This is a genomic window from Aeromonas sp. 1805, from assembly GCF_013085525.1.
GTDB lineage: Bacteria > Pseudomonadota > Gammaproteobacteria > Enterobacterales > Aeromonadaceae > Aeromonas > Aeromonas hydrophila.
Genome location: NZ_CP038515.1, coordinates 3,583,457 through 3,609,041, shown reverse-complemented (window position 1 = coordinate 3,609,041; position 25,585 = coordinate 3,583,457). Strand labels below are relative to the sequence as shown.

The following is a 25,585-nucleotide window of genomic DNA, read 5'->3' as shown; positions in this document are numbered from 1 at the left end:
TTAATGCCGCGACCCGGCCTCTCTGGTAGACTGGCGTATTCCTTAGTTCACCGTTACCAAGATGGGGCTCCTGTGATCGCGCAACGTGCCTTGCTGTACCTTCGTGACTTTCTGGTCATCGTCGCCTGCCTGCTGGCGGGCAAAACCCTGGCAGCCATCCTGCCGTTCGCCTTCCCCGGCAGCATCATCGGCATGCTGCTGCTGTTCGTGCTGCTCTCCCTGCAACTGGTGAAACTGCACTGGGTCGAGCAGGGCGCCGGCCTGCTGCTGCGCCACATGGGGGTCTTGTTCGTACCGGTGGCAGTCGGGCTGGTGGCCTGGCTGGAGCCGCTGCGCCAATCCTTCGGCCTCATCATGCTCTGCATCGTGCTCGGGATCGTGCTGATCCTCGGCACCGTCGGCCGCCTCTACCAGAGGATGAACAAATGATCTTCTGGCTGGCCATTCCCTTGACCCTGGCGCTCTATTTCGCCACCCGGGCCCTCTATCGCAAGCTGCCCTGGCCCATCATCAACCCGGTGCTGGTGCCCACCGCCGTCATCATCGGCCTGCTGCTCTGGTTCGATCTGCCGCTGGAGCAGTACGAGAGCGGCACCCGCCCCATCACGGCACTGCTGGAGCCGGCGGTGGTGGCGCTGGCGCTGCCCCTTTATCAGCAGGCCCGCCAGATCCAGGCCAGGCTCAAGCCCATCCTAATCTGTACCCTGAGCTCGGTCTTGATCTCGGTCTGCACTACCTTGCTGATCGGTCATTTTATGGGCGCCGATCCGGCGTTGCTGGCCTCGCTCGCCACCAAATCCATCACCACGCCGCTCGCCATGAGCGTCAGCCAGTCCCTGGGCGGCATTCCAGCCATCGCTGCCGCCGTGGTGGTCGTCGTCGGGATCGTCGGCGCCCTGATCGGCTTCCCCCTGCTCAAACTGATGCGGGTCACCGACCCCGAAGCCCAGGGGCTGGCCATGGGGGCCTGCGCCCACGCCATCGGCACCGCCACCTCCGCCGAGCAGGGCATCACCCAGGGTGCCTTTGCCTCGCTGGCCATGGTGGTGTGCGGCATCCTCACCGCCGCCGTGGCCCCCCTGCTGTTTGCCATTTACCACTGGTTGAGCTGAAGAGCCCCCTTTTCCGCGATGGCGGGCCTGCGGGCCCGCCGATGTGCGACCTGCCGCACAATTTGCACAAGACAAACGTTTCCATTACCATCCCCCTCCGTTTGCCCGTCAGGGCGTGAGCATGCTCACACATTTAGCCGAGCTTGCTCCCTACAATGGCCCCCCAATTGGCCTTTGAGGACACACTATGCATCCCCGTTTTGCCAAGCCACTCGATACCCTGTCCGCCCCGCTCAAGGCGGCGCTGCTGCCCATGCTGGGCGATGATTTCCAGGCTCGCTTCACCCCGGATCAGGTCGCCACGCTGAAGGCCGCCACCGGTCTTGACGATCGCGCTCTGCGCCTGGCCCTGCTGCCGCTGGCCGCCGCCTGCTCGGTGGCCCCCATCTCCAAGTTCTTCGTCGGTGCCATCGCCTGCGGCCTGAGCGGCAACTGGTATTTCGGCGCCAACATGGAGTTTGCAGGTCAGGGTCTGTTCCACTCGGTCCATGCCGAGCAGTCTGCCATCTCCAACGCCTGGCTGGGTGGCGAGACCGGCATCTCTGAAATCACCGTCAACTACACCCCTTGCGGTCACTGCCGCCAGTTCATGAACGAGCTGAGCACCGCCAAGATCCTCAAGGTCTCCCTGCCGGATGATTTGAGCGCGCTGCAATCCTTCCTGCCCCACTCGTTCGGCCCGGCGGACCTGGACATCACGGACGCTCTGATGAGCCCGCAGGCCCACGACGAGCTCACGCTTGCGAGCGACGATCCGCTGTGGCAGGCCGCACTGGCCGCTGCCCGCCAGAGCTACGCCCCCTACAGCCAGGGCTATGCCGCGGTGGCGCTGCAGTTCGCCGACGGTCGCATCTTCTGCGGTCGCTACGCCGAAAACGCCGCCTTCAACCCCAGCCTGCCACCGATGCAGATGGCCTGTGCCCACGCGGTGCTGGGCGGCGAAGATCTCGCCACCATCCGCCGCGCCGTGCTGCTGGAGAGCAAGGATGGCCAGATCAGCCAGCAGGACTCCGCCCGCGCCACCCTCAAGGCGCTCGGCTCGGTCGAGCTGGAGTATCAGGCGGTCTGACCTGCCATTGCCCGAAACAACAAGGGGAGCCAGTGGCTCCCCTTGTTGTTTCATGGTGATCAGCAGCAAGCCTGCCGAGCCCCGTCAGGACTCCCAGATGATGCTCTGGGAAGAGGACCAGGCGTCGCCGAGGTCGGCATACTTCTGCTCCAGCAGGTGGCGGCGGATCTTCATGGTCGGGGTGAGCACCCCGTTCTCGATGTTCCAGGGGCTCTTCACCACCAGGATGCCACGAATTTTGGCGTGGGACTCCAGCTGCTCGTTGACCCGGTTGCGGGCCGCCTCCAGCTGGGCGTTGACCTGATTGCGATCCCCCTTCATGGCGCTCTCCGCCAGCTGCACCAGCGCCACCGGCTGCGGCATGCCGTAGCCAATCACGCACAGCTGCTCGATGATGGGCTCCTGGCCGAGCAGCCCCTCGATGGGCACCGGCGCCACATACTTGCCCTTGGCGGTCTTGAACACATCCTTCATGCGGCCGGTGATGGTGAGATAACCCTCCCGATCCAGCTTGCCCATGTCGCCGGTGTGCAGCCAGCCCTCCTCGTCGATGGCTTCACGGCTGTGCTCGGGATCCTTGTAGTAACCCAGCATCATCCCCTCGCAGCGACAGAGGATCTCCCCTTCGTCGGAGATCTTGATAGTGACCCCCGGCCCCGCCTTGCCGACCGTGCCTATCTTGTCGGCCCTAAACGGGTAGTTGAGGGTGGAGAAGGCGTGGTTCTCGGTCATGCCCCAGGCCTCGGTGATCTCGATGCCGATGCTGTGGTACCACTCGAGCAGGGCCGGTGCCACCGGCGCCGAGCCACAGCCCAGCACTCGCGCCTGATCCAGCCCCAGCCCCTTTTGCAGCTTGCGCTTGATGAGGCTCGACACGAACGGGATCTTGAGCAGCAGCTCGAGTTTTTTCTGGGGCAGCTTCTCGTGGATCTTGATGCGGAACATGGCCCACAGCCGCGGCACCGAAATGAACACGGTGGGACGGCAGCGCTTGACGTCCTCGATGAAAGTATCGAGGGATTCGGGGAAGGCGATCTCGGCGCGGCCATAGAGGCTGCCGCCATAGACATAGACCCGCTCGGTGATGTGGGCCAGCGGCAAGTAGGAGAAGCCGCGATCCTGCTCGCACAGCCCGACTGCCTCCACCAGCTTCTCGCACGACCAGGCGTAGCGCTCGACGCTCAGCATGGCCCCTTTCGGCTTGCCGGTGCTGCCGGAGGTGTAGACCAGGCTCAGCAGGGAGTCCGGAGCCTGCACCGGGCTGTCCGGGATGGGTTCGTGCTGCTCCAGCAGATCGTCCCACTGGTGGGCCGCCGGCATGGTGTCATAGGGAAAGGCGATGCGCAGCAATTCGGCGGGTACCCCCGCCTCCTGGCTCTTCCAGTCATCGAGCTTGCCGACGAAAATCGCCTTGGCCTCGCTGTGACGCAGCACATATTCGATGGTGTCGACGTTGGCGGTGGGATAGATGGGCACGCTCACGTACTGCCCCATCTGCATGGCGAGATCGGCGATGAACCACTGGGCGCAGTTCTTGGAGAGCAGCGCCACCTTGTCGCCGGCCACCAGCCCCAGCTGACGCAGCGCCGTCACCATGCGGCGGGCCTCGTCAGCCACCTCACCCCAGGTGAAGTCCAGGTATTCGCGGTTGATGGTTTGACGCAGATAGACTCGGTCAGGACACTGCCGCTCCCATTGGTAGAGCATTTCGAGCGGCAGTTTATTGGCAATACGCGAGGAGGAAGCCATAGTTTAATCCCTGAAACAAAAGGCGAAACTTATTATTAACCTTTCACTAACCTCAGGGAAGAATAAACTCAAACTTCTGTTTGAACTGTGTAACCGATCAAGCTTCTGCTTGTTGTTGCAAACGAATCCACATTGCCTGCACCAGCTTCTCATCCTGCTCGGAGAGTTCACCCTGCAGGATGGCCTCGTTCAGGCTGCGCAGTACATAACTCTTTACATCCCGCACCAGGGTCTTGCCTTCCAGCTCGGCCCGCGCCACCGCCAGCGAGATGTGGCCGCGCAGATAACCCCCGGCAAACAGCTCATCGTCGGTCGCCGTGGCCACCATGCCGTCTATCAGTCCCAACAACTTGTGCTCAAAATCATGAATCGTCATTTAACGCAGCCTCATTTTCCGGGGTTGCCGGCAAAATAATTCGGGGGAGTGGAACCGCGATCCGGTTGATCACGGCTCTCTGGCGCCAGGCCAGCCGCATCCTTGATGTCCTATTCCGGGTTGGCCACCGGGTAGATGACCTGATCCTTGTATCCCGTGGTGATCCGCAGATAACCACTTAACGACCGGTTCAGCGCCGGGTCATCGGTATCCACCAGCAAGGGCCTGCCCGCAAGGGCCGCCAGCTTGGCTTTGGTGGCCAGGACCTGGATCTGGTCCCGCCCGACGGCCCGCAACACCTCTGGACTCAGTTGCTGATTTCCGCGCCCGAACAGATGTCCCTGACCGCCGATCAGGGTAATGATCAGCCGGCAGCGACGGCCCCGGATCCGGGTCAGGATCTCGGCGGCGGACAGATCCTGCCCGATAAGCCGGCCATTTTCCACCAGATCCACACCGAGCAGGGTATTTTCGAGGCCAAGCTCCGCCATGCAGGCCGCCACCGTGCTGCCGGAGCCCATCAGATAGAGGGTATCGGGCTCCATCTGCTCGACCACGCCGGCGGCGATGTCTGCCAGCACCAGCTCTTCAGACTCGCGCCCCCCCTGCTTGACCGCCTGCACATAGCGCAGATCGCCGGGCACCTGCAGCTGGCCGTAATGGCGGGCGCGCACCTTGCCGGCGCGAAACGCCTCCTCGTCGATGTCCATCACCTCGGCATCCACCAGACTCAGCAGCTCGCCGGCGATCATCCTGGCCGCCACCCGGCCGCTGGCGGCGGGCGTCACCCCATAGACCCCGGAGTGGATCTTGCAGCCGGCCGGAATGCCGAGCACGTGGCACGCCTCCCCCACCGCCGCGCAGATGTCCCGCGCGGTGCCGTCACCGCCGGCAAACAGCAGCAGATCGACGCCCGCCTCGCGCATCCGTTCGGCGGCGATACGGGTATCGGCCGCCGTGGTGGCTGCTGCCGCGGGCTGGTGGACGATGCGGCAGGGCAAGCCGAGCTCGCCGGCAAGCTCGGCCCCCATCTCGCCCGCCACCGTCAGCAGCTCGAAGCGGTCCGCCAGTTCACACAGCGGCAGCAGCGCCTGACGGGTCCGCTCGCGGGCCTTGGGGACGGCGCCACGGGCCAGCGCCTCGGCCACCATGCCATCACTGCCCTTGAGACCGACCGCGCCGCCGATACCGGCGACCGGATTGATGATGAGTCCTAAACGAAACATGTGTCCCTCCCGTTGGATGGCCGCCATTTTTATCTTTTCCTGCCACTGGGACAAGCCATAACCCCCTGTTAGAATGCGCGGCTTCAACCCTCAATCAAAGTTCAACCAAGGTTCAATCATGCTGGAATGGATTGCAGACCCCTCCGCCTGGGTCGCGCTCGCCACCCTGACCCTGCTCGAGATCGTACTGGGCATCGACAACATCATCTTTATCTCCATCCTGGTCGGTCGCCTGCCGGAGGCACAGCGCCAGAAGGCGCGGATCCTGGGGCTGGGTCTCGCCATGGGCACCCGCATCCTGCTGCTGCTCTCCCTGGCCTGGGTGATGCGTCTCACCGAGCCCCTGTTCACCGTGCTGGGCGAGGCCATCTCGGGCCGCGATCTCATCCTGCTGCTGGGGGGCCTGTTCCTCATCGGCAAGAGTGCCCATGAAATCCACGCCACCCTGGAGGGCGCCGCCGAGCCTGAGAGCGTGAGCGCCGCCGCGTCCGGCTTCATCAGCACCCTGATCCAGATCGCCATTCTCGACATCGTCTTCAGCCTGGATTCCGTCATCACCGCCGTGGGCATGGCGGATCACGTGCCGGTCATGGTGCTGGCCATCATGATCGCCGTCTTCATCATGATGTTCGCCGCCAAGGCCATCGGCGATTTCGTCGACAACCACCCCACCATCAAGATGCTGGCCCTCTCCTTCCTCACCCTGGTCGGTTTCGCGCTGATGGCCGAGGGGATGGATCTGCACATTCCGAAGGGCTACATCTACTTTGCCATGGCCTTCTCGCTGACGGTGGAGATGATCAACATCCGCCTGCGCAGTCACCACGACCGCGAAAAGCTCAAGCAGGAATAACTGCGATCCACAAAAAAGAGCGCCATCAGGCGCTCTTTTTTTATCTACACAACCACGTCATTCATTGCTGATGACAATCGCCACGCGGCGGTTCTCGGCCCGACCGGCAGCCGTCTTGTTGTCGGCGATCGGATCGCGTTCACCACGGCCCCGGATGTCCAGGTTGGCCTGCGGCATACCGACCGAAACCAGCACGTCGGCCACCGACTGCGCCCGCTTGTACGAGAGCTGATCGTTATAGTCCGCCGCCCCGTTGGAGTCGGTATGACCATCGATCCGCGCCCGGTTCAAGCCAACCTCCTGCAGGGTCTTGCCCAGTTTTTCCACCACCACACGGGTCTTGGGGGTCAGGACACCGGCGTTGTTGGCAAACAGCACACGGTTGGAGAAGTCCAGAGTCCAACCCTCGTCGGTCAGGCGAAAGCCTTGCTCCTTGAGTACGGCGATCTGCTCTGCGGTCAGGCCGTGGGGGGCGCTCTGGCACCCCGCCAGCACGCTCAACAGCAGGCCGATCAAGCCGGTTTTCATCAGGACATGGATCTTCATTGTTATTTTTCCTCAGCAGAGACATCGAATTCCAGCTGGTCATGGAGCGCCCGCTCCCGACGCAGCCGTTTGGCTTGGTACATGGCATGGTCCGCCTGCTGCAGCAGATCGGCGGCAGTCAGCCCCTGATCCGGATACAGCGCGATCCCGATGCTGACGGCAGCCACCAGCTGGCTGCCGTCCCCCAGTACCACGGGGTCTGCCATGGCCTGCTGGATGCGGGTTACCACATCTTCCGCCTCGCCCACCTGGGACAAGGGGGTCAGCAGGATGGCAAACTCGTCGCCCCCCAGACGGCATACCAGATCCATCGGCCGCAGCTGATGTTGTACCCGTCTGGCCAGGGCGATCAGCACGTCATCCCCGGCGGCATGGCCCAGGGTGTCGTTAATCTGCTTGAAGCGATCACAATCGAGGTAGAGCAGTGCAAAGCGCTCATCATGCAGCCGGCCGGTGGTCACCGCCTGATCCAGACGAGCCTCAAACAGAGCGCGATTGGGCAAGCCGGTCAAGGCGTCATGGGTGGCCTGGTGCAGCAGGCTGGCATTCTCCCGCCGCTGGTGGGCCTGCCAGGCTTCCAGTTCGTCGAGCAGGGAGTTGAAATCCTGGCCGAGCGCATGCAGCTCGGCGATGTTGGCCTCGGGCACCCGCATGGCGAGGATCCGCTGGCGACTGACGCTGTGGGCCACCTGGGCCAGATCCTTGAGCGGCACCGTGAGGGAGTTTTGCATCCGGCGCGCCACGTAGAGCGCCCCCAGGGTGCTGAGCACCAGGCAGAGCAGCATGGCCAGCAGGGTCTGCAACAGGAACAGCAGCAGGTATTGGCCGTGCCCCACCAGATGAATGCGGGCGATCTCCACCCCGCCCCGCAGCATGGGCTGATCCACCGGTCCCGGCAGAATGAGCCGCGCCAGGTACTGCTCAAGACCGGACCAGGGGGTGCTCATGGCCCGGCTCCAGCTGGCCAGCAGCTGACCGCTCGGCAGATAGATGCTGGCTCGCGCCACATCTTCGTGGGTGGTGATGGCCTGCAGTGCCTCGCGGGCCGCCTCTTCGTCGTGGAACACCACGGCCGCTTCGCTGGTGTAGCTGATGGCCCGCGCCACCAGCTCCAGGTTGTGATCCGCATAGAGCCGCAGCGCCAGCAGGGCGATGCCGGTCAGCAACACACCGGCCATGCAGACCGCCGTCAGGGACGTCACCAGGTGGGTGCGTCCCAGACTCTGTCGCAAGGTGAGGCGCTGGTTGGGAGGGCGGAACAAGCCGATCATGAGCCCCCCTCATCGGCCTTGGCCAGCTTGAGCACGGCGGGATGCACCCGCACCCCGCTCCTGGCCAGGGCATCCAGATTGACCCGAAAACGGATCCGCTCCTTGCCGATCTGCAGACAGAAGACGGAGTCCGCCACGCACTCGGTGCTGTGTTCGCTGATGCTAAGAATGGGATAACCGCGCAGCCGCTCGAACAGCGGCAGCCGTCGCTCGGGGGACAACACCCCCAGATAGAGCACGTCACACTGGGGGCCGATCGCCTTGTCATCGACGTCGTAGCGATGGACTGTGACCGGCCGGCCGTTGGCCTGCTGCTTGATGGAGAAGAGTGCGGTGGCGTACTCCGTCGGCGCCGCCACGCACAGGCGCAGCTCGCTCGGTTCGGTCGGCCAGCGGGTGTAGCTGAGAATGTCGAGCACGGTCTGGCGCACCTGCTCGGCTCGCAGCTCGGCCGAGGTCAGGGGGGGCGGCTCGGTGGAGAGGGCCAGCGTGCAAACCAGCGGCGCCAACCACGCCAGGATCCGGATCAGTGAAAAAGAGTGCATCGTGCCTGCGCTTAAGCCCACATCAGCACCCATGAAGGGCGGTTGCCCGCGAGGGGTGAGCCGGATGGAAATAGTATTGAACTTGTCAGCAGCATGACAAGGCGCAGCCGACAGAGCAAGGGGCTGACCGGGCCGGCATCACAATAATGACGAGGGCCCACCCGTGCGTGAGCCCTGCAATAAAGTGCATTCATGGGGTTACTTCTTGTTGATCCCGTATTCCCGCAACTTGTTGGCGATGGCGGTGTGCGACACGCCCAGCCGTTTGGCCAGCTGGCGGGTGGAGGGAAACGCCGGGTAGAGCCGCTCCAGCAGCCGGCTCTCGAAGCGTTTCACCGCTTCATCCAGCCCCCCTTCGAACCACTCGTCGATGAGCGGCATGGCGTCGGCCGCCACCGGCAGATCCACGTGCTCAGGGCCGATCTCGTCCCCTTCCAGCAATGTCATGGCGCGGTAGAGGCAGTTGCGCAGCTGGCGCACGTTGCCCGGCCAGCGGTAGGCGGTCAGGTATTCGGCCATGTTGCGGGTAAAGCGCGGGCGCGGGCGCTGCAGTTCACTGGCAAAGCGGGAGACGAACTGCTGGGCCAGCGCCATGATGTCCGCCTTGCGCTCGCGCAGCGGCGGCAGCGCCAGGCTCAGCACGTTGAGGCGATAGTAGAGGTCTTCCCGGAACTTGCCCTCGTGCACCAGATCCAGCAGCTGTTTCTGGGTGGTGCAGATGAAGCGCACGTTGACCTTCACCTCCTGTTCGTCACCGACCCGGCGGAACACACCATCCTGCAGCACCCGCAGGAACTTGGTCTGCAGATGGGGGGACATGTCGCCGATTTCGTCCAGCATCAGGGTGCCGCCGCTCGCCAGCTCCAGCACCCCGCGCTTGCCCTCGGTGTTGTTGCCAAAGGCGCCGGGGGCATAACCGAACAGCTCGCTCTCTGCCACGTTGTCCGGCATGGCCGCACAGTTCAGCGCCATGAAGGGGTGGCTGGAGCGCAGGCTGGCACCGTGACAGGCACGGGCCAGCAGCTCCTTGCCGGTGCCGGTCTCGCCGACGATGAGCAGCGGCGCATCCTGCATCGCCAGCTTGCTCGCCTGGGCCAGCACCTGTTTCATCTTCTGGCTCTCGGCCTGCAGGTGTTCAAAGCCCCCCACTTCCACCGCGTGCAGCGCGCTGAAGTGCATGCCGACCCGGCGGGCGGATTTGAGCACCACCACGGCGCCGGCCAGGGCCTGTCTGCCCTTCTCTTCGGCCACGAACAGCGGCATCAGATCCGCCAGATACTCTTCGCCATTGATGCTGAGCTTGCAGGTCTGCGGCCGGATCTCGCTCGCTTCCAGCCAGCGGCTGAAGGAGAAGCCCTTGACCAGGGAGCCGAGCGCCGCGCCGCGCACCTCCTCCACCGGCAGGGCCAGGGTGGTGAGGGCGGACTGGTTGGCCTGGGTCACCTTGCCCTTGGCATCGAGGGAGAAGACCAGATCCGGCAGCGCCTTGAGCAGGGCCTCGATCTCGTGGTGTTCGCGCTCGGAGGGCATGTAGGGGATGGTCTTGACGTCATAGACCCCGGGAATGCGGCGGATCTCCGGCATCAGGTGCTGGAAATCACGAAACTCCAGCTCGGGAAAGTTGAGATAGATGATGCCTGAGGTATCGATTTCGATGCCGCGCAGATCGATGTTGTGCTCCACCAGACGGTCGAGCAGTTCCCGGGTCAGGCCCAGGCGGTCTTCACAGCTGACTTCAAGACGCATTCGGGACACACTTCCTAGCTAACTCTATGAATGACCGGATAATACAGACTCGATCCCGCCAGTGCGAGCGCCAGCCCATAAAAATGCGGGCCCGCCCCGTTTTCACCGGGCAGGTCCGCGCCATCCACAGACGTTTATTTGAGCAGCTGGTCGGTGCGCGCCGCCATGATGAAGTCGTTGCGGTGTAATCCACCGATCTTGTGGGTCCACCAGCTGACGGTCACTATCTCGCCCACTCGGTGAGTGAGGGCGTCTTCACTTCAACAGCTCATCCGTGCGCGCCGCCATGATGAAGTCATTGCGGTGTAAACCGCCAATTTTGTGGGTCCACCAGCTGACGGTTACTTTGCCCCATTCGGTCAGGATTGCCGGATGATGAAACTCCGCCTCCGCCAGTTCACCCAGCCGGTTGGTGAAGGCGAGCGCCTCCTTGAAGTTGCGAAAGGTGAATTCGCGCCGCAACTGCAGCTCACCTTTCACCACCAGCGGCTGCCAGTCGGGGATGAGGCGCATCAGTTCGTTCAGCTCCTGCTCGCTCACCTTGGGGGCATCGGCGCGGCACGCTTCACACTGCTGGCTGGCCAGTTCGGACATGGGACTCTCCTTGTGTATCGATGAAAAGGGGGTAATCAAACACCGGCGGACGGCTCAGCTCGCCTGCTTGCCGCCGGCCGGTGCAAAACGGGGGGGACGCAGCCCCAGACGGCGCGCCTCGGCCACCATGGCCATGATGTCCTGCTCCGCCAGACGATAGAGCTCGCCAAGCTCGGGCAGCACGAAATAGGTGGGTTGCATGATATCGATGCGATACGGGGTGCGCAGCACCTCGATGGGATCAAAGGGCTGCAGCACGGGTTGGCCGCCAAGGGCATAAGCGGTCTCGCCGATGGAGGAGAGAATGCCGCCGCCATAGATGCGCAGCCCGTCCGCCGTGGCCAAGAGGCCAAACTCCACCGTGAACCAGTAGAGCCGTGCCAGAAAGACCCGCTCCTCCTTGCCGGCCCGCAGGCCAAGCTGGCCGTAGACATGGGTGAAGTGGGCGAAGGCGGGGTTGGTCAGCATGGCGCAGTGGCCGAAGATCTCGTGAAAGATGTCGGGCTCCTGCAGGTAGTCGAGCTCGTCCCGGCGGCGAATGAAGGTGGCCACCGGAAACTGGCGGTTGGCCAGCAGGGCAAAGAAGCGGTCAAAGGAGATGAGCGCCGGCACCGCCGCCACCGACCAGCCGGTGGCCGGTTGCAGCACGGCGTTGATCTGGGCCAGCTGGGGGATCCGATCCCGGGGCAGGTCGAGTCGCGCCAGCCCGGCCTGGTACTCGTCACAGGCCTTGCCCTCGAGCGCCGCCAGCTGGCGTGCGATCAGGATCTGCCAGGTGCCGTGCTCCTCGTCCGAGTAGTGGATCGTGCCCGCTTCATCCGGCTGGTGGGCGGTGTAGAGACTTGCCATGGGTGACTCCATCCTCTGGGTTGCGACCCGCCATCCAGGCGGTCAGGCGCCATTGCGCGATGGGATCACTGTAACGGTTTGCCCCCCAAAAAAGCAGCCGACCCAAGGGTCGGCTGCGACGGACAATTGTAAATAATTTGTGACAACCACAATCGAGCCCTGCCCGGCCGCTCACCCCTTGTTGAGATACCCCGCCAGCTGACCGATCAGCCGCTTGCGCAGCTCGCCGAGCCTGGGTTTCTCGTCCGCGCACCAGGGCAGCGGGCGGCACGCCTCTATGGTGCGCAGGCCGAGGCGAGCGGTGAGCAGCCCGGCCCCTACCCCTTGCGCCGCGCGGGCGGAGAGCTTGGCGGTCAGCTCGGCGCCCAGCAAGTCCATCCCCACCTCGGTCACCAGCTCGGCGGCACCGGCGTAGAGCATGTTGCGAAATACCTGACGAATGAGGCGAATGCGGCTCCAGTAGCCAAGCTCGATGGCATAGACATCGGCGATATCCTCAATCATCCGCAGGTTGCGCCACAGCATCAGCATCATGTCGACGGTGGCGAGCGGGCTTAGCGCCACCAGCACGGCGGCCTCCCCCGACCATTTGGCCACCCGCGCCTGCGCCAGCTTGTCGCGCTCGCCGAGCACCAGCTGACTGTAGAGGGTCAGCACTTCCCGATCGCTGTGGCTCTCGTCGAGCTGGGCCAGCCAGGTCTGATACCCTTCGCGCCCCTTGTCACCGCTACGCTCGGCCAGCCCTTCGCAGAACGCCTGCCCCTGGCCGACCCCCTGATGGGCCAGCAGATCTTCGACCCGCGAGCGCACATCCTGGCGCCGCTTGAGGGTGCGCAGCCGCAGCCACTCGCGCCCCACCACGCCGGCGGTGCCCGCCGCCACCAGCGCCGAAGCCGCCAGCCAGGCGCCGCCCCAGAGCGGGGTGGTGAGAAATTGAGCGTAAAGGAAGGCGCCATATTGGCCCAAGGAGAGCAAACCGACCGCCCCCAGCCCCCAGGCCAGCAGCCGATGACGGCGACGCGGCTTGATGACGAGGGCACTCTCCACCTCGGTGAGCTCTTCCAGCTCATCGAGGCACTCGAAGCTCGCCTCCTCCAGCCGCTGGGCCGGCGCCGGCGCCCGCTCCTTCTCGGCTGCCGTCAACGCGGGCTCCAGGATCACCTTGCCCTGCAGCGGTGGCCGCTCTTTTATCTGATCGTTCATCGCCTTGTTCTCCTGAAAACAGTCTCCCCGGTACGGCGCAGGCAACAAACCCGTGCCGCACACCGGTTATTCGAGGTGATCCCCGAGCAGAAACTCCAGCGCCGCATCGAGCCGGATATGGGGCAGCGCCTGATGGGCGCTCATGGGCAGCGGGCGAAATGCCTGAAAATCAAAGCCCTGATTGCTCCACCACTGGGCGGGCGGAATATGGGACGGCACCTCGCCCGGAAACAGCAGCAGCGGCTCACCGCTCAGGCTGGTGCCACGGATGGCGGGAAACTCGCGGCCATCGGCCACCCCCTTGCCCACCTCGGTCGCCTTGATGGCGGCCAGCGCCAGACACTCGGTGGCAATCCCCTCAAAACGGGCCTGGCCGCGGCCGCTGCGCACCAGATGTTGCAGCAGGGAGACCATGGGGCCGTGCTGCTCCGGGGTGACGTGATCGGCCTTGCTCGCCACGAACAGCAGCTTGTCGATGCGCGGCGAAAAGAGCCGGCGCCACCAGTTGCTCTTGCCGTAGGCAAAGCTCTCCATGATGCGGGCAATGGCCTGCTGCATATCGCCAAAGCTGGCCGCCCCGGCATTGAGGGGCTGCAGGCAATCCACCAGCACGATCTGGCGATCGAAACCGGCAAAGTGCTGCTCATAAAAACCCTGTACCAGGTGCTGCTTGTACTGCTCGAAGCGCTGCTTGAGGGTGGCGTAGAGGGTGCCTTCGGCGGGCTCGCTGGCAGGCATCGCCCACACCCAGGGCACGAACTGCAGCATGGGGGCGCCGGCATACTCCCCCGGCAGCACGAAACGACCGGGCTGGATCAGGTGCAATCCCAACTCTTGTTTGCAGGCATGCAGGTAGTCGGTGTAGCGCTCGGCAAGCTGTGCCACCGGCCGCTCTTCGAAGCCCTGCTCCGCCTGCCACTCTGGCGCCAGCCAGCCGGCGGCAAGGGCCTGCAGCTCGGGGCGGCGCAGCTGCTCGCGCACCTGCTCGCTCCACTGCTCGTAGCTCATCTCCAGCAGCGGCAGGTCGAGCAGCCACTCCCCGGGGTAGTCCACCAGATCCACGTAGAGGGTGGAGATCTCCCCCAGATGTTTGCGCAGGGGATGGCGGGTGCGATAGCGAATTTCGAGGCGCACCTCGGCCACCCCGCGGGTTGGCTCGGGCCAGGCAGGCGGATCGGCAAACAGGGCATCGAGGCCGCGCTCGTAGGCAAAGGTGGGAATGTGGGCATTTTGCTGGGGCACCCGGCGGGCACCGAGGATGCGCCCCTGGCGCAGGGCATCCCACAAGGGCAGGCGGCCGTCGATGGCCGCGTGTTCCAGCTGGTTGACCAGCGCCGTGATGAAGGCCGTCTTGCCGCTGCGAGAGAGACCGGTGACCGCCAGCCGGATGTGGCGGTCCCGTACCCGGTTGACCACGTCGTTCGCCTTGTGCTGCAGGCGATTGAACTGCTGTTCCAGTTTATTGAGTATCAAGGCTTGTCCTGTTCTCCCGTCCATCCAGAGCGAAGGGGGGATGGCCGCTGCCACCCCCACGCCATGGCCCCCTCGTGCAGTGCCCGCCATCAAAGGCCGACCCGCGCCGGCGGGGCCATCGCGCCGCTCAGGGTTACAAGTTGCGAAACTCCCGCTGCAGGCTGAACTCCTTGGAGGTCACCAGCTTTTCGATGCGCTGCAATCTGGGCTCCAGCCCATCCAGCTCCTGGCCGATGCGGGCAAGGGCCTGATGAGGCGTGACGCCCGCCTGCCAGCTGCGCGCCTTCATCCGCACCTCGGCAAAGTCGGCATCCTCCTGGGCGTAGAGGGTGACGGGCTTCTTGTCGAGCAGAAACCAGGCGGCCACGTAGGCGGTGAAGGTGATGAAGCCGGCGAAGATGAGGCCGCTGATGGCAAGCAGCCGCACGATCCAGGTCTCCACCCCGAAGTACTCTGCCAGACCGGCACAGACCCCGGCTATCTTGCCGCGCTGGGGGTCACGATAGAGGTTGCGCCCCTCTTTGCTCCACTGTGTCATACCTTGTTCCTCCAACCCGGGACTTCCGCATCCAGAATCGACTCCAATACGGTGCCGACCAGCTCCGGCTTTCCACAACGGTCATGACATCTCTCATTGAAAACCGTCATACCTTGTTTCTCCAACCAGGAACCTCGGCATCCAGAATCGATTCAAGCGCGCCGACCCGCTCCTGCATCTTCTCGGCACGCACCAGCAGCCCCTGCAGCTGTTCACGCTCGCCATCGGCAAGGCCGGCGCCAATGCGTCCCTTGGCGCGGTAGTGCAGCACCAGCCAGATGGGGGCCACCACCACCATGAAGACCACCATGGGAACCATCAATACACCCAGCAGATCTTCCATCTGTTACTCCCCCTGTTTCGGCGTGGTATCGCCTTGGCCCAGCTTCTGGCGCATGGCCTCGAGCTCTTTGCTGATCTGATCGTCGGCTTCCAGTTCGGCAAACTGCTGGGCCAGCGCCTTGTCGGACTGTCCCAGATCGGCGCGGGCCTCCATCTCGTCGATGCGACGCTCCATGCGCTCGAACTTGCTCACCACCGCCTGGCTGTCGCCACGGGCGACCTGGCTCTGCACGTTGAGACGGCTGCTGGCCGCTTCGCTGCGAATGGCCATCGCCTTCTGGCGAGCACGGGCGTCTTCCAGCTTGGCTTCCAGCTGACGGATCTCCTCCCCCAGCTTGGCGATGCCGCTGTCCACCGCCTGCTGCTCGCGCTCGAGGCCGTCGGCCAGCTCGGCCTGCTTCTTCTTCTCGATGAGGGCGGCGCGGGCCAAGTCTTCCCGCCCCTTGCTCAGGGCCAGCTCGGCCTTGCCCTGCCACTCGGCGACCCGCTCCTGATGGCGGCTGACCTGGCGGCCAATCTCTTTCTGGTTGGCGAGGAAGCGGGCCAGATTGGAGCGCTCCTTCACCAGCTCGTCTTCCATCTCCTGGATGATCAGGCGCACCATCTTCTGGGGATCTTCTGCCTTGTCGAGCAGGGCCGTCAGGTTGGAATTGATGATGTCGGCCAGGCGGGAAAAAATACTCATGATTGTACTCCTGTGGTTGGCATACGTTGTTTCTCCATTGACAATGGCAACTTGTGTGCCAATCTGGAACAGAATTTAACTTGTTGATTTATATGGGGCAGATAAGTCGAGTTTCAAGATGCACCACACAAGTAATGATTAGAATCACCAACTTTTGGTAAGATTGACCAGCTTTCAACGATTCACGGGGATGACTATGACCACGGCCACGGAAAGCCTGTTGGGAGAATCCAACGCATTTCTCGAGATCATTGAGCAGGCCTCCCGCCTGGCGCCGCTGCGCAAGCCCGTGCTGATCATCGGCGAACGGGGGACCGGCAAGGAGCTCATCGCCCACCGCCTACATTATCTCTCGGCGCGCTGGGATCAAAGCTTTGTCACCGTCAACTGCGCCACCTTGAGCGAGAGTCTGCTGGAGACCGAACTGTTCGGCCACGAGGCGGGCTCCTTCACCGGCGCCGCCAAACGCCACCAGGGCCGCTTCGAGCGGGCCGATGGCGGCACCCTCTTCCTTGACGAGCTGGCCACCACCAGCGCGCGGGTGCAGGAAAAACTGCTGCGGGTCATCGAGTACGGCGAGTTCGAGCGGGTGGGCGGCGCCAAGGCCCTCAAGGTGGATGTGCGGCTGGTGTGCGCCACCAACGAGGATCTGCCGGCGCTGGCCGACAAGGGGCAGTTTCGCCACGACCTGCTCGACCGGCTCGCCTTCGACGTCATCACCCTGCCCCCCCTGCGGGAGCGGCGCGAAGATATTCTGATGCTGGCGGAGCACTTCGCCCACGGCATGACCCGGGAGCTCGGTTATCCGCTGTTTGCCGGTTTCTCGCGCAAGGCGACCCAGCTGCTGCTGGATTATCCCTGGCCCGGCAACGTGCGGGAGCTGAAAAACGTGGTGGAGCGCAGCATCTACCGCCAGGGCAACCCCCAGTTGCCGCTGGCCGAGCTGGTGCTCAACCCGTTCGATTCCCCCTGGCGCCCCCGGGCCCAGGCAGCGGTCACGCCCTCCCTCCCGCTGGAGCAGGCGCCGGCGGTGACTCCGGACTCCCCCGCCCTGCCGCTGGATCTCAAACAGGCGGTGGCGGGCTACGAGATTAATTTACTCAAGCAAGCGCTGCAGCAATCCCAGTATAATCAGCGCAAAGCCGCCCAACTGCTGGCCCTGAGCTATCACCAGTTCCGCGGCATGCTGCGCAAATACCAGCTGCTGGACAGTGACAACGATGCGGATTAATCACCCGGGCAGCCTGCCCCAGAGCGGCACCCACCCCTTGCCGGCCCCGTCGCCGGCAACTTTGTATAAAAACATGGTTCGACAATGAGAATGCTCAAACCCTTGCTGCTTGGAATGCTGGTGCTGCTCACCGGTTGTCAGAAACAAGACGACGCGTCCAGGACGGGACTCATCTATTGTGCCGAAGGCTCGCCCCAGACCTTCAACCCCCAGGTCTCCAATTCCGGGGTGACCCTGGATGCCAGCTCGCGCCCGCTCTACGACCGTCTGCTGGAGGTGAACCCCAACACCCTGGCGCTGGAGGGAGGGCTCGCCACCCGCTGGAGCACCAGCGAAGACGGCCTCTTCTATACCCTGACCCTGCGCAAGGGGGTCACCTTTCACCACACGCCCTGGTTCAACCCCTCGCGCCCCCTCAACGCCGACGACGTGGTGTTCACCTGGCAGCGGCTGCTCGACAAGCAGCACCCCTATCACGACGTCTCCGGCGGCGAATACCCCTACTTCTACAGCCTGGGGCTGGATCAGCTGATCAAGCGGGTCTACAAGAAGGGCACCGATCAGGTGGTATTCGAGCTGAACCGGCCGGATGCCTCCTTCCTCGCCACCCTGGCCAGCGACTACGCCATCGTGCTCTCCGCCGAATATGCCGGGCAGCTGCAAAAGGCCGGCACCCCGGGGCTCATCGACAGCCGCCCGGTGGGCACCGGGCCGTTCAGCTTCAAGGAGTATCGCCACAACGAATACGTGCGCTACCTGCGCCACCCCGGTTACTGGGGCGGCGAGGCCAAGATCGAGCAACTCATCTACGACATCACCCCCAAATCGTCCAAGCGGCTGGCCAAGCTGCTGACCGGCGAGTGCGACGTGATGAGCACCCCCTCCGCCAGCCAGCTGTCGGTGATCGACCAGGATCCCGACCTCAGCCTGGCGGTGCAGTCCGGCATGAACGTCGCCTTCCTCGCCCTCAATACCCGCAAGGCACCGTTCAACAAGGTGCAGGTGCGTCAGGCCATCGCCAGCGCCATCAACATCGACAACCTGCTGCAGGCGGTCTATTTCGAGACGGGTCAGCCCGCCAACAGCCTGCTGCCGCCGCTCTCCTGGGGTTACAACCCCTCTCTGCCGATGCGCCAGCCGGATCTCAAGCGGGCGCGCCAGCTGCTCAAGGAGGCGGGACTGGAGCAAGGGTTCGAGATGCAGGTGCTGGTGCAGCCGGGCTCGCGCGCCTACAACCCGGATGCCCTCAAAACCGCCCAGCTGATGCGAAGCGATCTGGCCAAGGTCGGCATCAAGCTCAAAATCGTGCAGCAGGAGTGGCCGGTCATCGAGGCCCGCCTCGCCCAGGGCCAGTACGACAGCCTGCTCAGCGGCTGGATTGCCGACAACGCCGACCCGGACAACTTCTTTCGCCAGCTGCTGAGCTGCGCCGCCGTCGAGCGCGGCAACAACTACAGCCGCTGGTGCAGTCCGGCGTTTGATCAGCTGCTGGACGATGCGGTGACCACGCCCCAGCTGGCATTCAGGCTGCGCAACTACTATTACGCCCAGACCCTGCTCAACGAGCAGATGCCGCTCATTCCGCTGGCCCATGCCCTGCGCACCCAGGTCAGCCGCAGCGACATCGAGGGACTCTCCCTGATGCCCTTTGGCGGCACCGTCTTCAACCAGGCCTATCGGGAGTAAGCATGTTTCTCTATATCCTGCGTCGCATCAATCTGCTGCTCATCACCCTGCTGGCGCTGACCTTCGTCGCCTACCTGCTGGACGTGCGCCTCATCGGCCAGCAGGCCAGCTTCTGGAGCGGCTACCCCGACTTCCTGCGCCGCATTCTGGACGGGGATCTGGGGCTCTCCAGCGTCTCCGGCCTGCCGGTGCTGGACGAGATCCGTCACTACTTCCCCGCCACCCTGATCCTCTGCGTGGCGGCCTTCGCCATCTCGCTGCTGGTGGGCATTCCGCTCGGCACCCTGGCGGCCCTCTCCCAGGGTAAACCGCTCGATCTCACCATCATGACCGCCGGTCTCATCGGCTACGCGGTGCCGGTGTTCTGGCTGGCACTGCTGGTGGTGATGTTCTTCTCGCTGGATCTGGGCTGGCTGCCCGCCTCCGGCCAGATCAGCCTGCTCTATGACGTGCCCTCCATCACCGGCATCGCCCTCATCGACGTGCTGATGAGCCACGAGCCCTGGCGCCAGGCCGCCCTGCACGACGCCCTGCGCCACCTGATCCTGCCCTCGCTGGTGCTGGCGGTGGTACCCACCACCGAGGTGATCCGCCACGTGCGCAGCTCCCTCATCGACGTGATGAAGCAGAACTACATCAAGGCGGCGGCCAGCCGCGGCCTCTCCCGTCGCCAGATCGTCTGGCGTCACGGCCTCAAGAACGCCCTGCCGCCGGTGCTGCCGCTGCTGGGCCTGCAGCTGGGCAGCGTGCTCACCTCCGCCATGATCACCGAGGTGGTGTTCGAGTGGCACGGCATCGGCCGCTGGCTCATCAACAGCATCGCCCTGCAGGACTACGCCGCCATCCGCGGGGCCACCCTGGTGGTGGCCAGCTTCGTCATCTTCATCAGCGTCAGCACCGAGCTGCTCACCACCATCATCTACCCGGCGCGGCGCAAAGAACTCTATGCAAAACAAGACTGAACGTGCTCATGGCATGACCCGGAGCCAGGAATCCTATGCAAGACAAGACTAGCCTCTACCCCGAGCTCAAGATCCTCTCGCCACTGGAGCAGACCTGGGCCTCCTATCGCCGCAATCCGCTGGCGATGGCAGGGCTCTGGTGCTTCGTGATCCTGCTGCTCATCACCCTGTTCGGCCCGCTGGTGGTGCCCTACGGCATCGACGAGCAGCACAGCGCCCGCTTGCTGCTGGCCCCCTCCTGGGCCAACAGCGGCAACATCGATTATTTCCTCGGTACCGACGATCTGGGCCGCGACATCCTCTCCCGGCTGGTGGTGGGCGCCCGGTTCACCTTTGGCAACGCCCTGCTGGTGGTGGTGATCGCCATGGTGGCGGGCACCGCCATCGGCATCCTCGGCGGCATGAGCAAGGGGCTCAAGTCGAGCGTGCTGCACCACCTGCTCGATACCCTGCTCTCCATCCCCTCCCTGCTGCTGGCCATCATCATGGTGGCCATCCTGGGGCCGGGTCTGTTCAACACCCTGATCGCCATCACCCTGGCGCTGATCCCTCCCTTCATCCGGGCCACCTACAACGCGGTCCACACCGAGATGCAGAAGGAGTACATCATCGCCAGCCGGCTCGACGGCTCGCCTCCCTTGCGCATCATGCGGCTGGCCATTTTGCCGAACATCGTCGAGACCCTGGTGGCCCAGACCACCCGCACCCTGTCGGCAGCCATCCTCGACATCTCGGCGGTGGGCTTTCTCGGCCTCGGCGCCCAGTCACCGCAACCGGAATGGGGCGCCATGCTGGCCGACTCGAGCGATCTCATCTATCTCGCCCCCTGGACCGTGACCCTGCCGGGCATGGCCATCCTGTTCAGCGTGCTGGTGACCAACCTGGTTGGCGAAGGCATTCGCGAAGCACTCAAAGAGGGGAATGACTGATGCAATGCTCTGTGTCCAAGATAGACATGCTCACCCTTGTCCCCTGCCCATTCCTGTACGGCGTGCAGGCCAACCCATCGCTGGTGGGCGAAGGCATTCGCGAAGCGCTCAAAGAGGGGAATGACTGATGCCTCTGCTCGACATACGCAACCTCACCATCGAGATCGACACCCCGCAGGGCAAGGTCAAGGCGGTGGACAAGGTGAGCCTGACCCTGGCCGAGGGGGAGATCCGCGGCCTGGTGGGCGAATCCGGCTCCGGCAAGAGCCTGGTGGCCAAGGTGATCGTCGGTATCCAGAAGGACAACTGGACGGTGCGCGCCGACCGGATGCGCTTCAACGACATGGACTTGCTGACCATGGCGCCCCGCGAGCGGCGCCGCATCATGGGCCGCGAGATCGCCATGATCTTCCAGGACCCCATCAGCTGTCTCGACCCCTCCGAGGAGATCGGTACCCAGCTGGAAGAGGCGATCCCGACCGACTCCTTCGAGGGGCAGTTCTGGCAGCGCTTCCAGTGGCGCAAGAAGAAGGCCATCGCCTTGCTGCACCGGGTCGGGGTCAAGGATCACCGCAAGGTGATGCGGGCCTACCCTCACGAGCTGTCGGACGGCATGTGCCAGAAGGTGATGATCGCCATGGCCATCGCCAACCAGCCGCGCCTGCTGGTGGCGGACGAGCCCACCAGCGCCATGGAGTCCACCACCCATTCGCAGATCCTGCGGCTGCTGGACAAGATGAACAAGCTGGGCAACACCACCATCCTCATCATCAGCAACGACATCGCCGCCATCGCCAACCTGACCGACACCATCAACGTGATGTATTGCGGGCAGATGGTGGAGGTGGGTACCCGGGAGCAGATCCTGGAGACACCGCACCACCCCTATACCGATGCGCTGCTCAAGTCGATCCCCGACTTTGACAAGCTGGTGCGCCACAAGTCGCGCCTGGAAACCCTGCCCGGCGTCATTCCGCCGCTGCAGCACCTGCCCATCGGTTGCCGGCTCGGCCCCCGCTGCCCCTATGCCCAGAAGCAGTGCGTGCAGACCCCGCTGATGAGCAAGATCAAGGGGCACCAGTTCAGCTGCCACTTCCCGTTGAACATGGAAGAACCCAAAAAGTGAATTCAATCCCGTATCAGAGCGTGGCTGCATGCCCTCTCACCAAGGAGCAAGGACAGTGATCGAACCCTCCCTGTTGCAGGTCAGGGGCCTGTGCAAGACCTATCAGAACCGCACCGGCCTGTTTCGACGCCGGGCGGTGGAAGCCATCAAGCCGCTCTCCTTTGATCTCGAGGTGGGCCAGACCCTGGCCATCGTCGGCGAGGCCGGCTCCGGCAAGAGCACTCTGGCCCGCATTCTGGCGGGCATGATAGAGCCGAGCGGTGGCGAGATCGCCATCGAGGGGCAGCCGATGATCCACGGTGACTATCAGACCCGCTGCAAGCTGCTGCGGATGATCTTCCAGGACCCCAACTCCTCCCTCAACCGCAAGATCCGGGTCGGCCAGATCCTGGAGACGCCGCTGCGCCTCAACACCGAGATGACCGAGGAGGAACGCCGCGACAAGGTGGTGCAGACCCTGCGCATGGTGGGCATGCTGGCGGACCACGCCCTCTTCTATCCGCAGATGCTCTCCGCCGGTCAGCAGCAGCGGGTGGCGCTGGCACGGGCGCTGATCCTCAACCCCAAGATCGTGGTGGCCGACGAGGCGCTCTCTACCCTGGATATCTCGGTGCGCTCGCAGATCATCAACCTGCTGCTGGAGATGCAGGAGACCATGGGGCTGAGCTATGTGCTGGTGGCCAACGATCTGGGGGTGGTGAGCCACATCAGCGACGAGGTGCTGGTGATGCACGAAGGGCGGGTGGTGGAGCGCGGCAAGACCCTCAAGGTGTTCGCCGATCCCCAGCACGAGGTGACCCGGCGCCTCATCCAGAACTACAACAACGAATACCGCCGCTGAGCCGCGCCCGGTGGCTCGCCGCCGGCCCTTGCCCGCCGTTGTCGCGCCTGAAAAAGAGACAAAAAAATCCCGGCTCAGGGGCCGGGAATTGCGCTCAAAAATGAATGCGTCGCTCGTAGTAGGAACGCTGCAATGGTAGGCAGCGCCCTGCCCGTCAACAACTGTCAGATCTGACAGGAAGACCGCTATGGAACCGGAACTGCGGATCCGGCGAGCGGATCAGCTCCGCCTCCACCTGGCCGAAGAAGGCCACCCGTTCACTGATGTCCTCCCCCGCATATTGCTCGGCCAGCGCCAGATAGTCCTGGTAGTGGCGCGCCTCGGAGCGCAGCAAGGAGACGTAGAAACGACTCAGCTCCTCGTCCAGATGGGGTGCCAGCTTGGCAAACCGCTCGCAGGAGCGCGCCTCGATATAGGCGCCGATGATCAGCTTGTCGACGATGGTGGCGGGTTCGTGGGTGCGCACATGCTGCATCAGGTTGCGGGCATAGCGGGAGGCGGTCACCGGGCCATAGGGAATGTCGCGGGCCTGCATGATCTCCAGCACCTGCTCGAAGTGATGCAGCTCCTCCTGGATGAGCCGCACCATGGGAAACAGCAGCGGATTGCGCTCCAGCTCGGCAAAGACCGAGCGTTCAGACTCCCCCATGCTGCGCTTGCCCAGGATCTCGGCCTTCTCCGGAATCGCATCCAGCTCCCGATAGAACTCCAGCTTGGGCAGCAGATGACGCTTGCCCTTGGGCAGGCAGTAGCGGCGCACCAGACTGTGGGCGGTGAGTGCGGCCTTGTTCTCGCAGTTGGCGTGATCGATGAGCAGGGTCGGCAACCAGGCGGGATCCCGCGCCATCTCGATCCACGCATCCGGGGTCTCGCAGTGCAAAAACTGGCGCACGGGGGCTAGCAGGTCATCCATCTGAATTCTCGTCTGTTCGGGTTGATACGGCGGCGGTCCATGCTAGCGGATCCCGCCGCCACTGCCCATAGCTGCGGGTACAAACGCTGCTTTTTCAAGCAGATGCGGGCCCTTTTCGGCGAGCGGAAACAACAATGGGGGCCAAGGCCCCCATCTCGTTGCAACACCCCAGCGTGGAAAACGTTTAACTGCCTTCGTTAAAAATTTCCAGGTTGCTGGTGCCTTCCTGCCACTCGCGCACCGCCTTGTTGTCATCGCTGCGCATGGCGTTGAGGTGGTCGAGGTAGGATTGATCCACGTCGGAGGTGACGTAATGGCCGTTGAACACCGAGGTCTCGAAGTGGCGCAGCTCGGGGTTGATCTCCCGCACCGCTGCTTCCAGATCTTCCAGATCCTGGAAGATGAGGCCGTCGGCGCCAATCAGCTTGCACACCTCTTCCACTTCCCGGCCGTGGGCGATCAGCTCGTTGGCGGTGGGCATGTCGATGCCGTAGACGTTGGGGAAGCGAATTTCCGGCGCAGCCGAGGCGAAGTAGACCTTGGCTGCCCCCGCTTCACGGGCCATCTGGATGATCTGCTCGGAAGTGGTCCCGCGCACTATGCTGTCGTCCACCAGCAACACCTTCTTGCCCTTGAACTCGGAGCTGATGGCATTGAGCTTGCGGCGCACCGACTTCTTGCGCTGGGTCTGGCCCGGCATGATGAAGGTACGGCCGATGTAGCGGTTCTTCACGAAGCCCTGACGGTACGGCAAGTCCAGGGTATGGGCGATTTCCAGCGCCACGTCGCAGGAGGTCTCGGGGATGGGGATGACCACGTCCACGTCGAGATCTTCCCACTCGCGGGCAATCTTCTGGCCCAGCTTGCGACCCATGTTGAGGCGGGCGGCATAGACCGACACCTTGTCGATGCACGAATCAGGACGAGCGAAGTAGACGTATTCGAAGATGCAGGAGCTCATCTGCGGGTTCTCCGCACACTGCTCGGAGAAGAGCTGGCCCTGCTCGGTGATGTAGATGGCCTCCCCCGGCGCGACGTCGCGCACCGTCTCGAAACCGATGGCGTCAAGCGCCACGCTCTCGGAGGCGAGCATGTACTCCACCTGCCCCTGCTCGTCGACCCGGCGGCCCAGGATCAGCGGGCGAATGCCGTTGGAATCGCGAAAACCGATAAGGCCGTGGCCGATCACCAGGGAAACCACGGCATAGGCACCGCGGATCTGCTGGTGCACCTTGCGCACCGCCGAGAAGATGTCTTCCGGGCGCAGCGCCATCTTGTCGCAGAGATCCAGCTCGTGCGCCAGCACGTTCAGCAGCACCTCGGAGTCCGAGGTGGTGTTGATGTGGCGACGGGCCACCTTGAACTGCTGCTCCTTGAGCTCCTTGGCGTTGGTGAGGTTGCCGTTGTGGGCCAGCACCATGCCGTAGGGGGAGTTCACGTAAAAAGGTTGGGCTTCAGCGGCACTGGAGCTGCCTGCGGTGGGATATCTGACATGTCCTATGCCGATATGCCCTTTCAAGCGCTGCATGTGACGCACTTCAAACACGTCCTTCACCAGGCCGTTGGCCTTGCGTTGCCGGAAGTTTCCACTGTCAATGGTCACGATCCCGGCGGCATCCTGTCCCCTGTGCTGCAACACCGTCAAGGCGTCGTAGAGGGCCTGATTGACGGGGGTGGTGCCAACTATACCGACAATACCACACATGTCTTTGCTACCTCG

General features: G+C 63.8%; 27 protein-coding genes and 1 pseudogene. 11 read left to right on the top strand and 17 right to left on the bottom strand.

Annotation, left to right across the window (positions count from 1 at the left end):
• Positions 1-72: 72 nt before the first annotated feature.
• The 3 genes from E5E96_RS16990 (at position 73) to cdd (ending at position 2,181) form a co-directional block, all read left to right on the top strand.
• On the top strand, positions 73-429 hold the full coding sequence (locus E5E96_RS16990; RefSeq protein ID WP_011705771.1) for a CidA/LrgA family protein: 357 nt from the start codon (positions 73-75) through the stop codon (positions 427-429).
• On the top strand, positions 426-1,112 hold the full coding sequence (locus tag E5E96_RS16985) for an LrgB family protein (protein WP_011705770.1): 687 nt from the start codon (positions 426-428) through the stop codon (positions 1,110-1,112). The genes E5E96_RS16990 and E5E96_RS16985 overlap by 4 nt, the downstream gene beginning before the upstream one ends.
• Positions 1,113-1,299: 187 nt before the next feature.
• Positions 1,300-2,181: a cytidine deaminase gene (cdd, locus tag E5E96_RS16980; protein ID WP_017409644.1), complete on the top strand. Its 882-nt coding sequence runs from the start codon at positions 1,300-1,302 to the stop codon at positions 2,179-2,181.
• A gap of 84 nt (positions 2,182-2,265) precedes the next feature.
• Here the strand turns inward: cdd and E5E96_RS16975 are convergent, their stop codons facing one another.
• From E5E96_RS16975 to E5E96_RS16965, 3 genes are all read right to left on the bottom strand, one after another.
• Positions 2,266-3,930, bottom strand: a complete 1,665-nt coding sequence (locus E5E96_RS16975) for an AMP-binding protein (RefSeq protein ID WP_029303238.1) — start codon at positions 3,928-3,930, stop codon at positions 2,266-2,268.
• 97 nt (positions 3,931-4,027) lie between these two features.
• On the bottom strand, positions 4,028-4,306 hold the full coding sequence (locus tag E5E96_RS16970; RefSeq protein ID WP_011705767.1) for a YfcL family protein: 279 nt from the start codon (positions 4,304-4,306) through the stop codon (positions 4,028-4,030).
• A 110-nt stretch (positions 4,307-4,416) separates the two neighbouring features.
• Positions 4,417-5,532 (bottom strand): ATP-NAD kinase family protein, encoded by a 1,116-nt coding sequence (locus E5E96_RS16965; protein ID WP_166464454.1) that lies wholly within the window; start codon positions 5,530-5,532, stop codon positions 4,417-4,419.
• A gap of 118 nt (positions 5,533-5,650) precedes the next feature.
• Between E5E96_RS16965 and E5E96_RS16960 the strand changes: the two genes are divergently transcribed.
• Positions 5,651-6,385 carry a TerC family protein gene (locus E5E96_RS16960; protein WP_016350476.1) on the top strand — a complete coding sequence of 245 codons (735 nt, stop codon included), beginning with the start codon at positions 5,651-5,653 and terminating at the stop codon, positions 6,383-6,385.
• Between the two features lie 57 nt (positions 6,386-6,442).
• Here the strand turns inward: E5E96_RS16960 and E5E96_RS16955 are convergent, their stop codons facing one another.
• The 12 genes and pseudogenes from E5E96_RS16955 to pspA all read right to left on the bottom strand — a co-directional run bounded on the left by E5E96_RS16955 (position 6,443) and on the right by pspA (position 16,177).
• A complete protein-coding gene (locus E5E96_RS16955; protein WP_029301157.1) occupies positions 6,443-6,931 on the bottom strand; it encodes an OmpA family protein in 489 nt (162 codons plus the stop codon).
• Positions 6,932-6,933: 2 nt separating this feature from the next.
• On the bottom strand, positions 6,934-8,202 hold the full coding sequence (locus E5E96_RS16950; RefSeq protein WP_130632547.1) for a diguanylate cyclase: 1,269 nt from the start codon (positions 8,200-8,202) through the stop codon (positions 6,934-6,936).
• A complete protein-coding gene (locus tag E5E96_RS16945) occupies positions 8,199-8,780 on the bottom strand; it encodes a YfiR family protein (RefSeq protein ID WP_060389642.1) in 582 nt (193 codons plus the stop codon). Before E5E96_RS16945 ends, E5E96_RS16950 begins: the two co-directional genes overlap by 4 nt.
• Positions 8,781-8,945: 165 nt before the next feature.
• A complete protein-coding gene (gene tyrR, locus E5E96_RS16940; protein WP_016350472.1) occupies positions 8,946-10,493 on the bottom strand; it encodes a transcriptional regulator TyrR in 1,548 nt (515 codons plus the stop codon).
• Positions 10,494-10,627: 134 nt separating this feature from the next.
• Positions 10,628-10,717 (bottom strand): annotated as a pseudogene (locus E5E96_RS16935) (4a-hydroxytetrahydrobiopterin dehydratase); the annotation flags it as partial.
• A gap of 31 nt (positions 10,718-10,748) precedes the next feature.
• Complete coding sequence (locus E5E96_RS16930) at positions 10,749-11,087, bottom strand: 4a-hydroxytetrahydrobiopterin dehydratase (protein ID WP_011705759.1); 339 nt, start codon at positions 11,085-11,087, stop codon at positions 10,749-10,751.
• 54 nt (positions 11,088-11,141) lie between these two features.
• Positions 11,142-11,936, bottom strand: a complete 795-nt coding sequence (phhA, locus tag E5E96_RS16925) for a phenylalanine 4-monooxygenase (protein WP_011705758.1) — start codon at positions 11,934-11,936, stop codon at positions 11,142-11,144.
• A gap of 171 nt (positions 11,937-12,107) precedes the next feature.
• Positions 12,108-13,139 carry a YcjF family protein gene (locus tag E5E96_RS16920; RefSeq protein WP_171282658.1) on the bottom strand — a complete coding sequence of 344 codons (1,032 nt, stop codon included), beginning with the start codon at positions 13,137-13,139 and terminating at the stop codon, positions 12,108-12,110.
• A gap of 66 nt (positions 13,140-13,205) precedes the next feature.
• The gene (locus E5E96_RS16915; protein ID WP_171282657.1) at positions 13,206-14,612 is read right to left on the bottom strand and encodes a YcjX family protein; all 1,407 of its coding nucleotides are present in this window, start codon (positions 14,610-14,612) and stop codon (positions 13,206-13,208) included.
• A gap of 133 nt (positions 14,613-14,745) precedes the next feature.
• On the bottom strand, positions 14,746-15,150 hold the full coding sequence (gene pspC / locus E5E96_RS16910) for an envelope stress response membrane protein PspC (RefSeq protein ID WP_171282656.1): 405 nt from the start codon (positions 15,148-15,150) through the stop codon (positions 14,746-14,748).
• 106 nt (positions 15,151-15,256) lie between these two features.
• Positions 15,257-15,493 (bottom strand): envelope stress response membrane protein PspB, encoded by a 237-nt coding sequence (pspB, locus tag E5E96_RS16905; protein ID WP_005300084.1) that lies wholly within the window; start codon positions 15,491-15,493, stop codon positions 15,257-15,259.
• 3 nt (positions 15,494-15,496) lie between these two features.
• The gene (gene pspA, locus E5E96_RS16900; protein ID WP_011705754.1) at positions 15,497-16,177 is read right to left on the bottom strand and encodes a phage shock protein PspA; all 681 of its coding nucleotides are present in this window, start codon (positions 16,175-16,177) and stop codon (positions 15,497-15,499) included.
• Between the two features lie 196 nt (positions 16,178-16,373).
• On the opposite strand from pspA, the gene pspF reads away from it, so the two are divergent.
• From pspF to E5E96_RS16870, 7 genes are all read left to right on the top strand, one after another.
• Positions 16,374-17,408 (top strand): phage shock protein operon transcriptional activator, encoded by a 1,035-nt coding sequence (gene pspF, locus E5E96_RS16895; protein WP_044799825.1) that lies wholly within the window; start codon positions 16,374-16,376, stop codon positions 17,406-17,408.
• A gap of 90 nt (positions 17,409-17,498) precedes the next feature.
• Positions 17,499-19,094 (top strand): ABC transporter substrate-binding protein SapA, encoded by a 1,596-nt coding sequence (gene sapA, locus E5E96_RS16890; protein ID WP_045524999.1) that lies wholly within the window; start codon positions 17,499-17,501, stop codon positions 19,092-19,094.
• A gap of 2 nt (positions 19,095-19,096) precedes the next feature.
• A complete protein-coding gene (locus E5E96_RS16885) occupies positions 19,097-20,056 on the top strand; it encodes an ABC transporter permease subunit (RefSeq protein WP_011705751.1) in 960 nt (319 codons plus the stop codon).
• Positions 20,057-20,091: 35 nt separating this feature from the next.
• On the top strand, positions 20,092-20,985 hold the full coding sequence (locus tag E5E96_RS16880) for an ABC transporter permease subunit (protein ID WP_011705750.1): 894 nt from the start codon (positions 20,092-20,094) through the stop codon (positions 20,983-20,985).
• Positions 20,985-21,113: a hypothetical protein gene (locus E5E96_RS22770; RefSeq protein ID WP_257621995.1), complete on the top strand. Its 129-nt coding sequence runs from the start codon at positions 20,985-20,987 to the stop codon at positions 21,111-21,113. Before E5E96_RS16880 ends, E5E96_RS22770 begins: the two co-directional genes overlap by 1 nt.
• Entirely contained in the window at positions 21,113-22,111 is a 999-nt protein-coding gene (locus E5E96_RS16875) for an oligopeptide/dipeptide ABC transporter ATP-binding protein (RefSeq protein ID WP_005300065.1), read from the top strand. The genes E5E96_RS22770 and E5E96_RS16875 overlap by 1 nt, the downstream gene beginning before the upstream one ends.
• Before the next feature lie 55 nt (positions 22,112-22,166).
• The gene (locus E5E96_RS16870) at positions 22,167-22,952 is read left to right on the top strand and encodes an ATP-binding cassette domain-containing protein (RefSeq protein ID WP_011705748.1); all 786 of its coding nucleotides are present in this window, start codon (positions 22,167-22,169) and stop codon (positions 22,950-22,952) included.
• Positions 22,953-23,106: 154 nt separating this feature from the next.
• Here the strand turns inward: E5E96_RS16870 and E5E96_RS16865 are convergent, their stop codons facing one another.
• Both E5E96_RS16865 and purF read right to left on the bottom strand, forming a co-directional pair.
• A complete protein-coding gene (locus E5E96_RS16865) occupies positions 23,107-23,865 on the bottom strand; it encodes a tRNA-(ms[2]io[6]A)-hydroxylase (protein ID WP_171282655.1) in 759 nt (252 codons plus the stop codon).
• 184 nt (positions 23,866-24,049) lie between these two features.
• The gene (purF, locus tag E5E96_RS16860; RefSeq protein WP_171282654.1) at positions 24,050-25,570 is read right to left on the bottom strand and encodes an amidophosphoribosyltransferase; all 1,521 of its coding nucleotides are present in this window, start codon (positions 25,568-25,570) and stop codon (positions 24,050-24,052) included.
• Positions 25,571-25,585 lie beyond the last annotated feature (15 nt).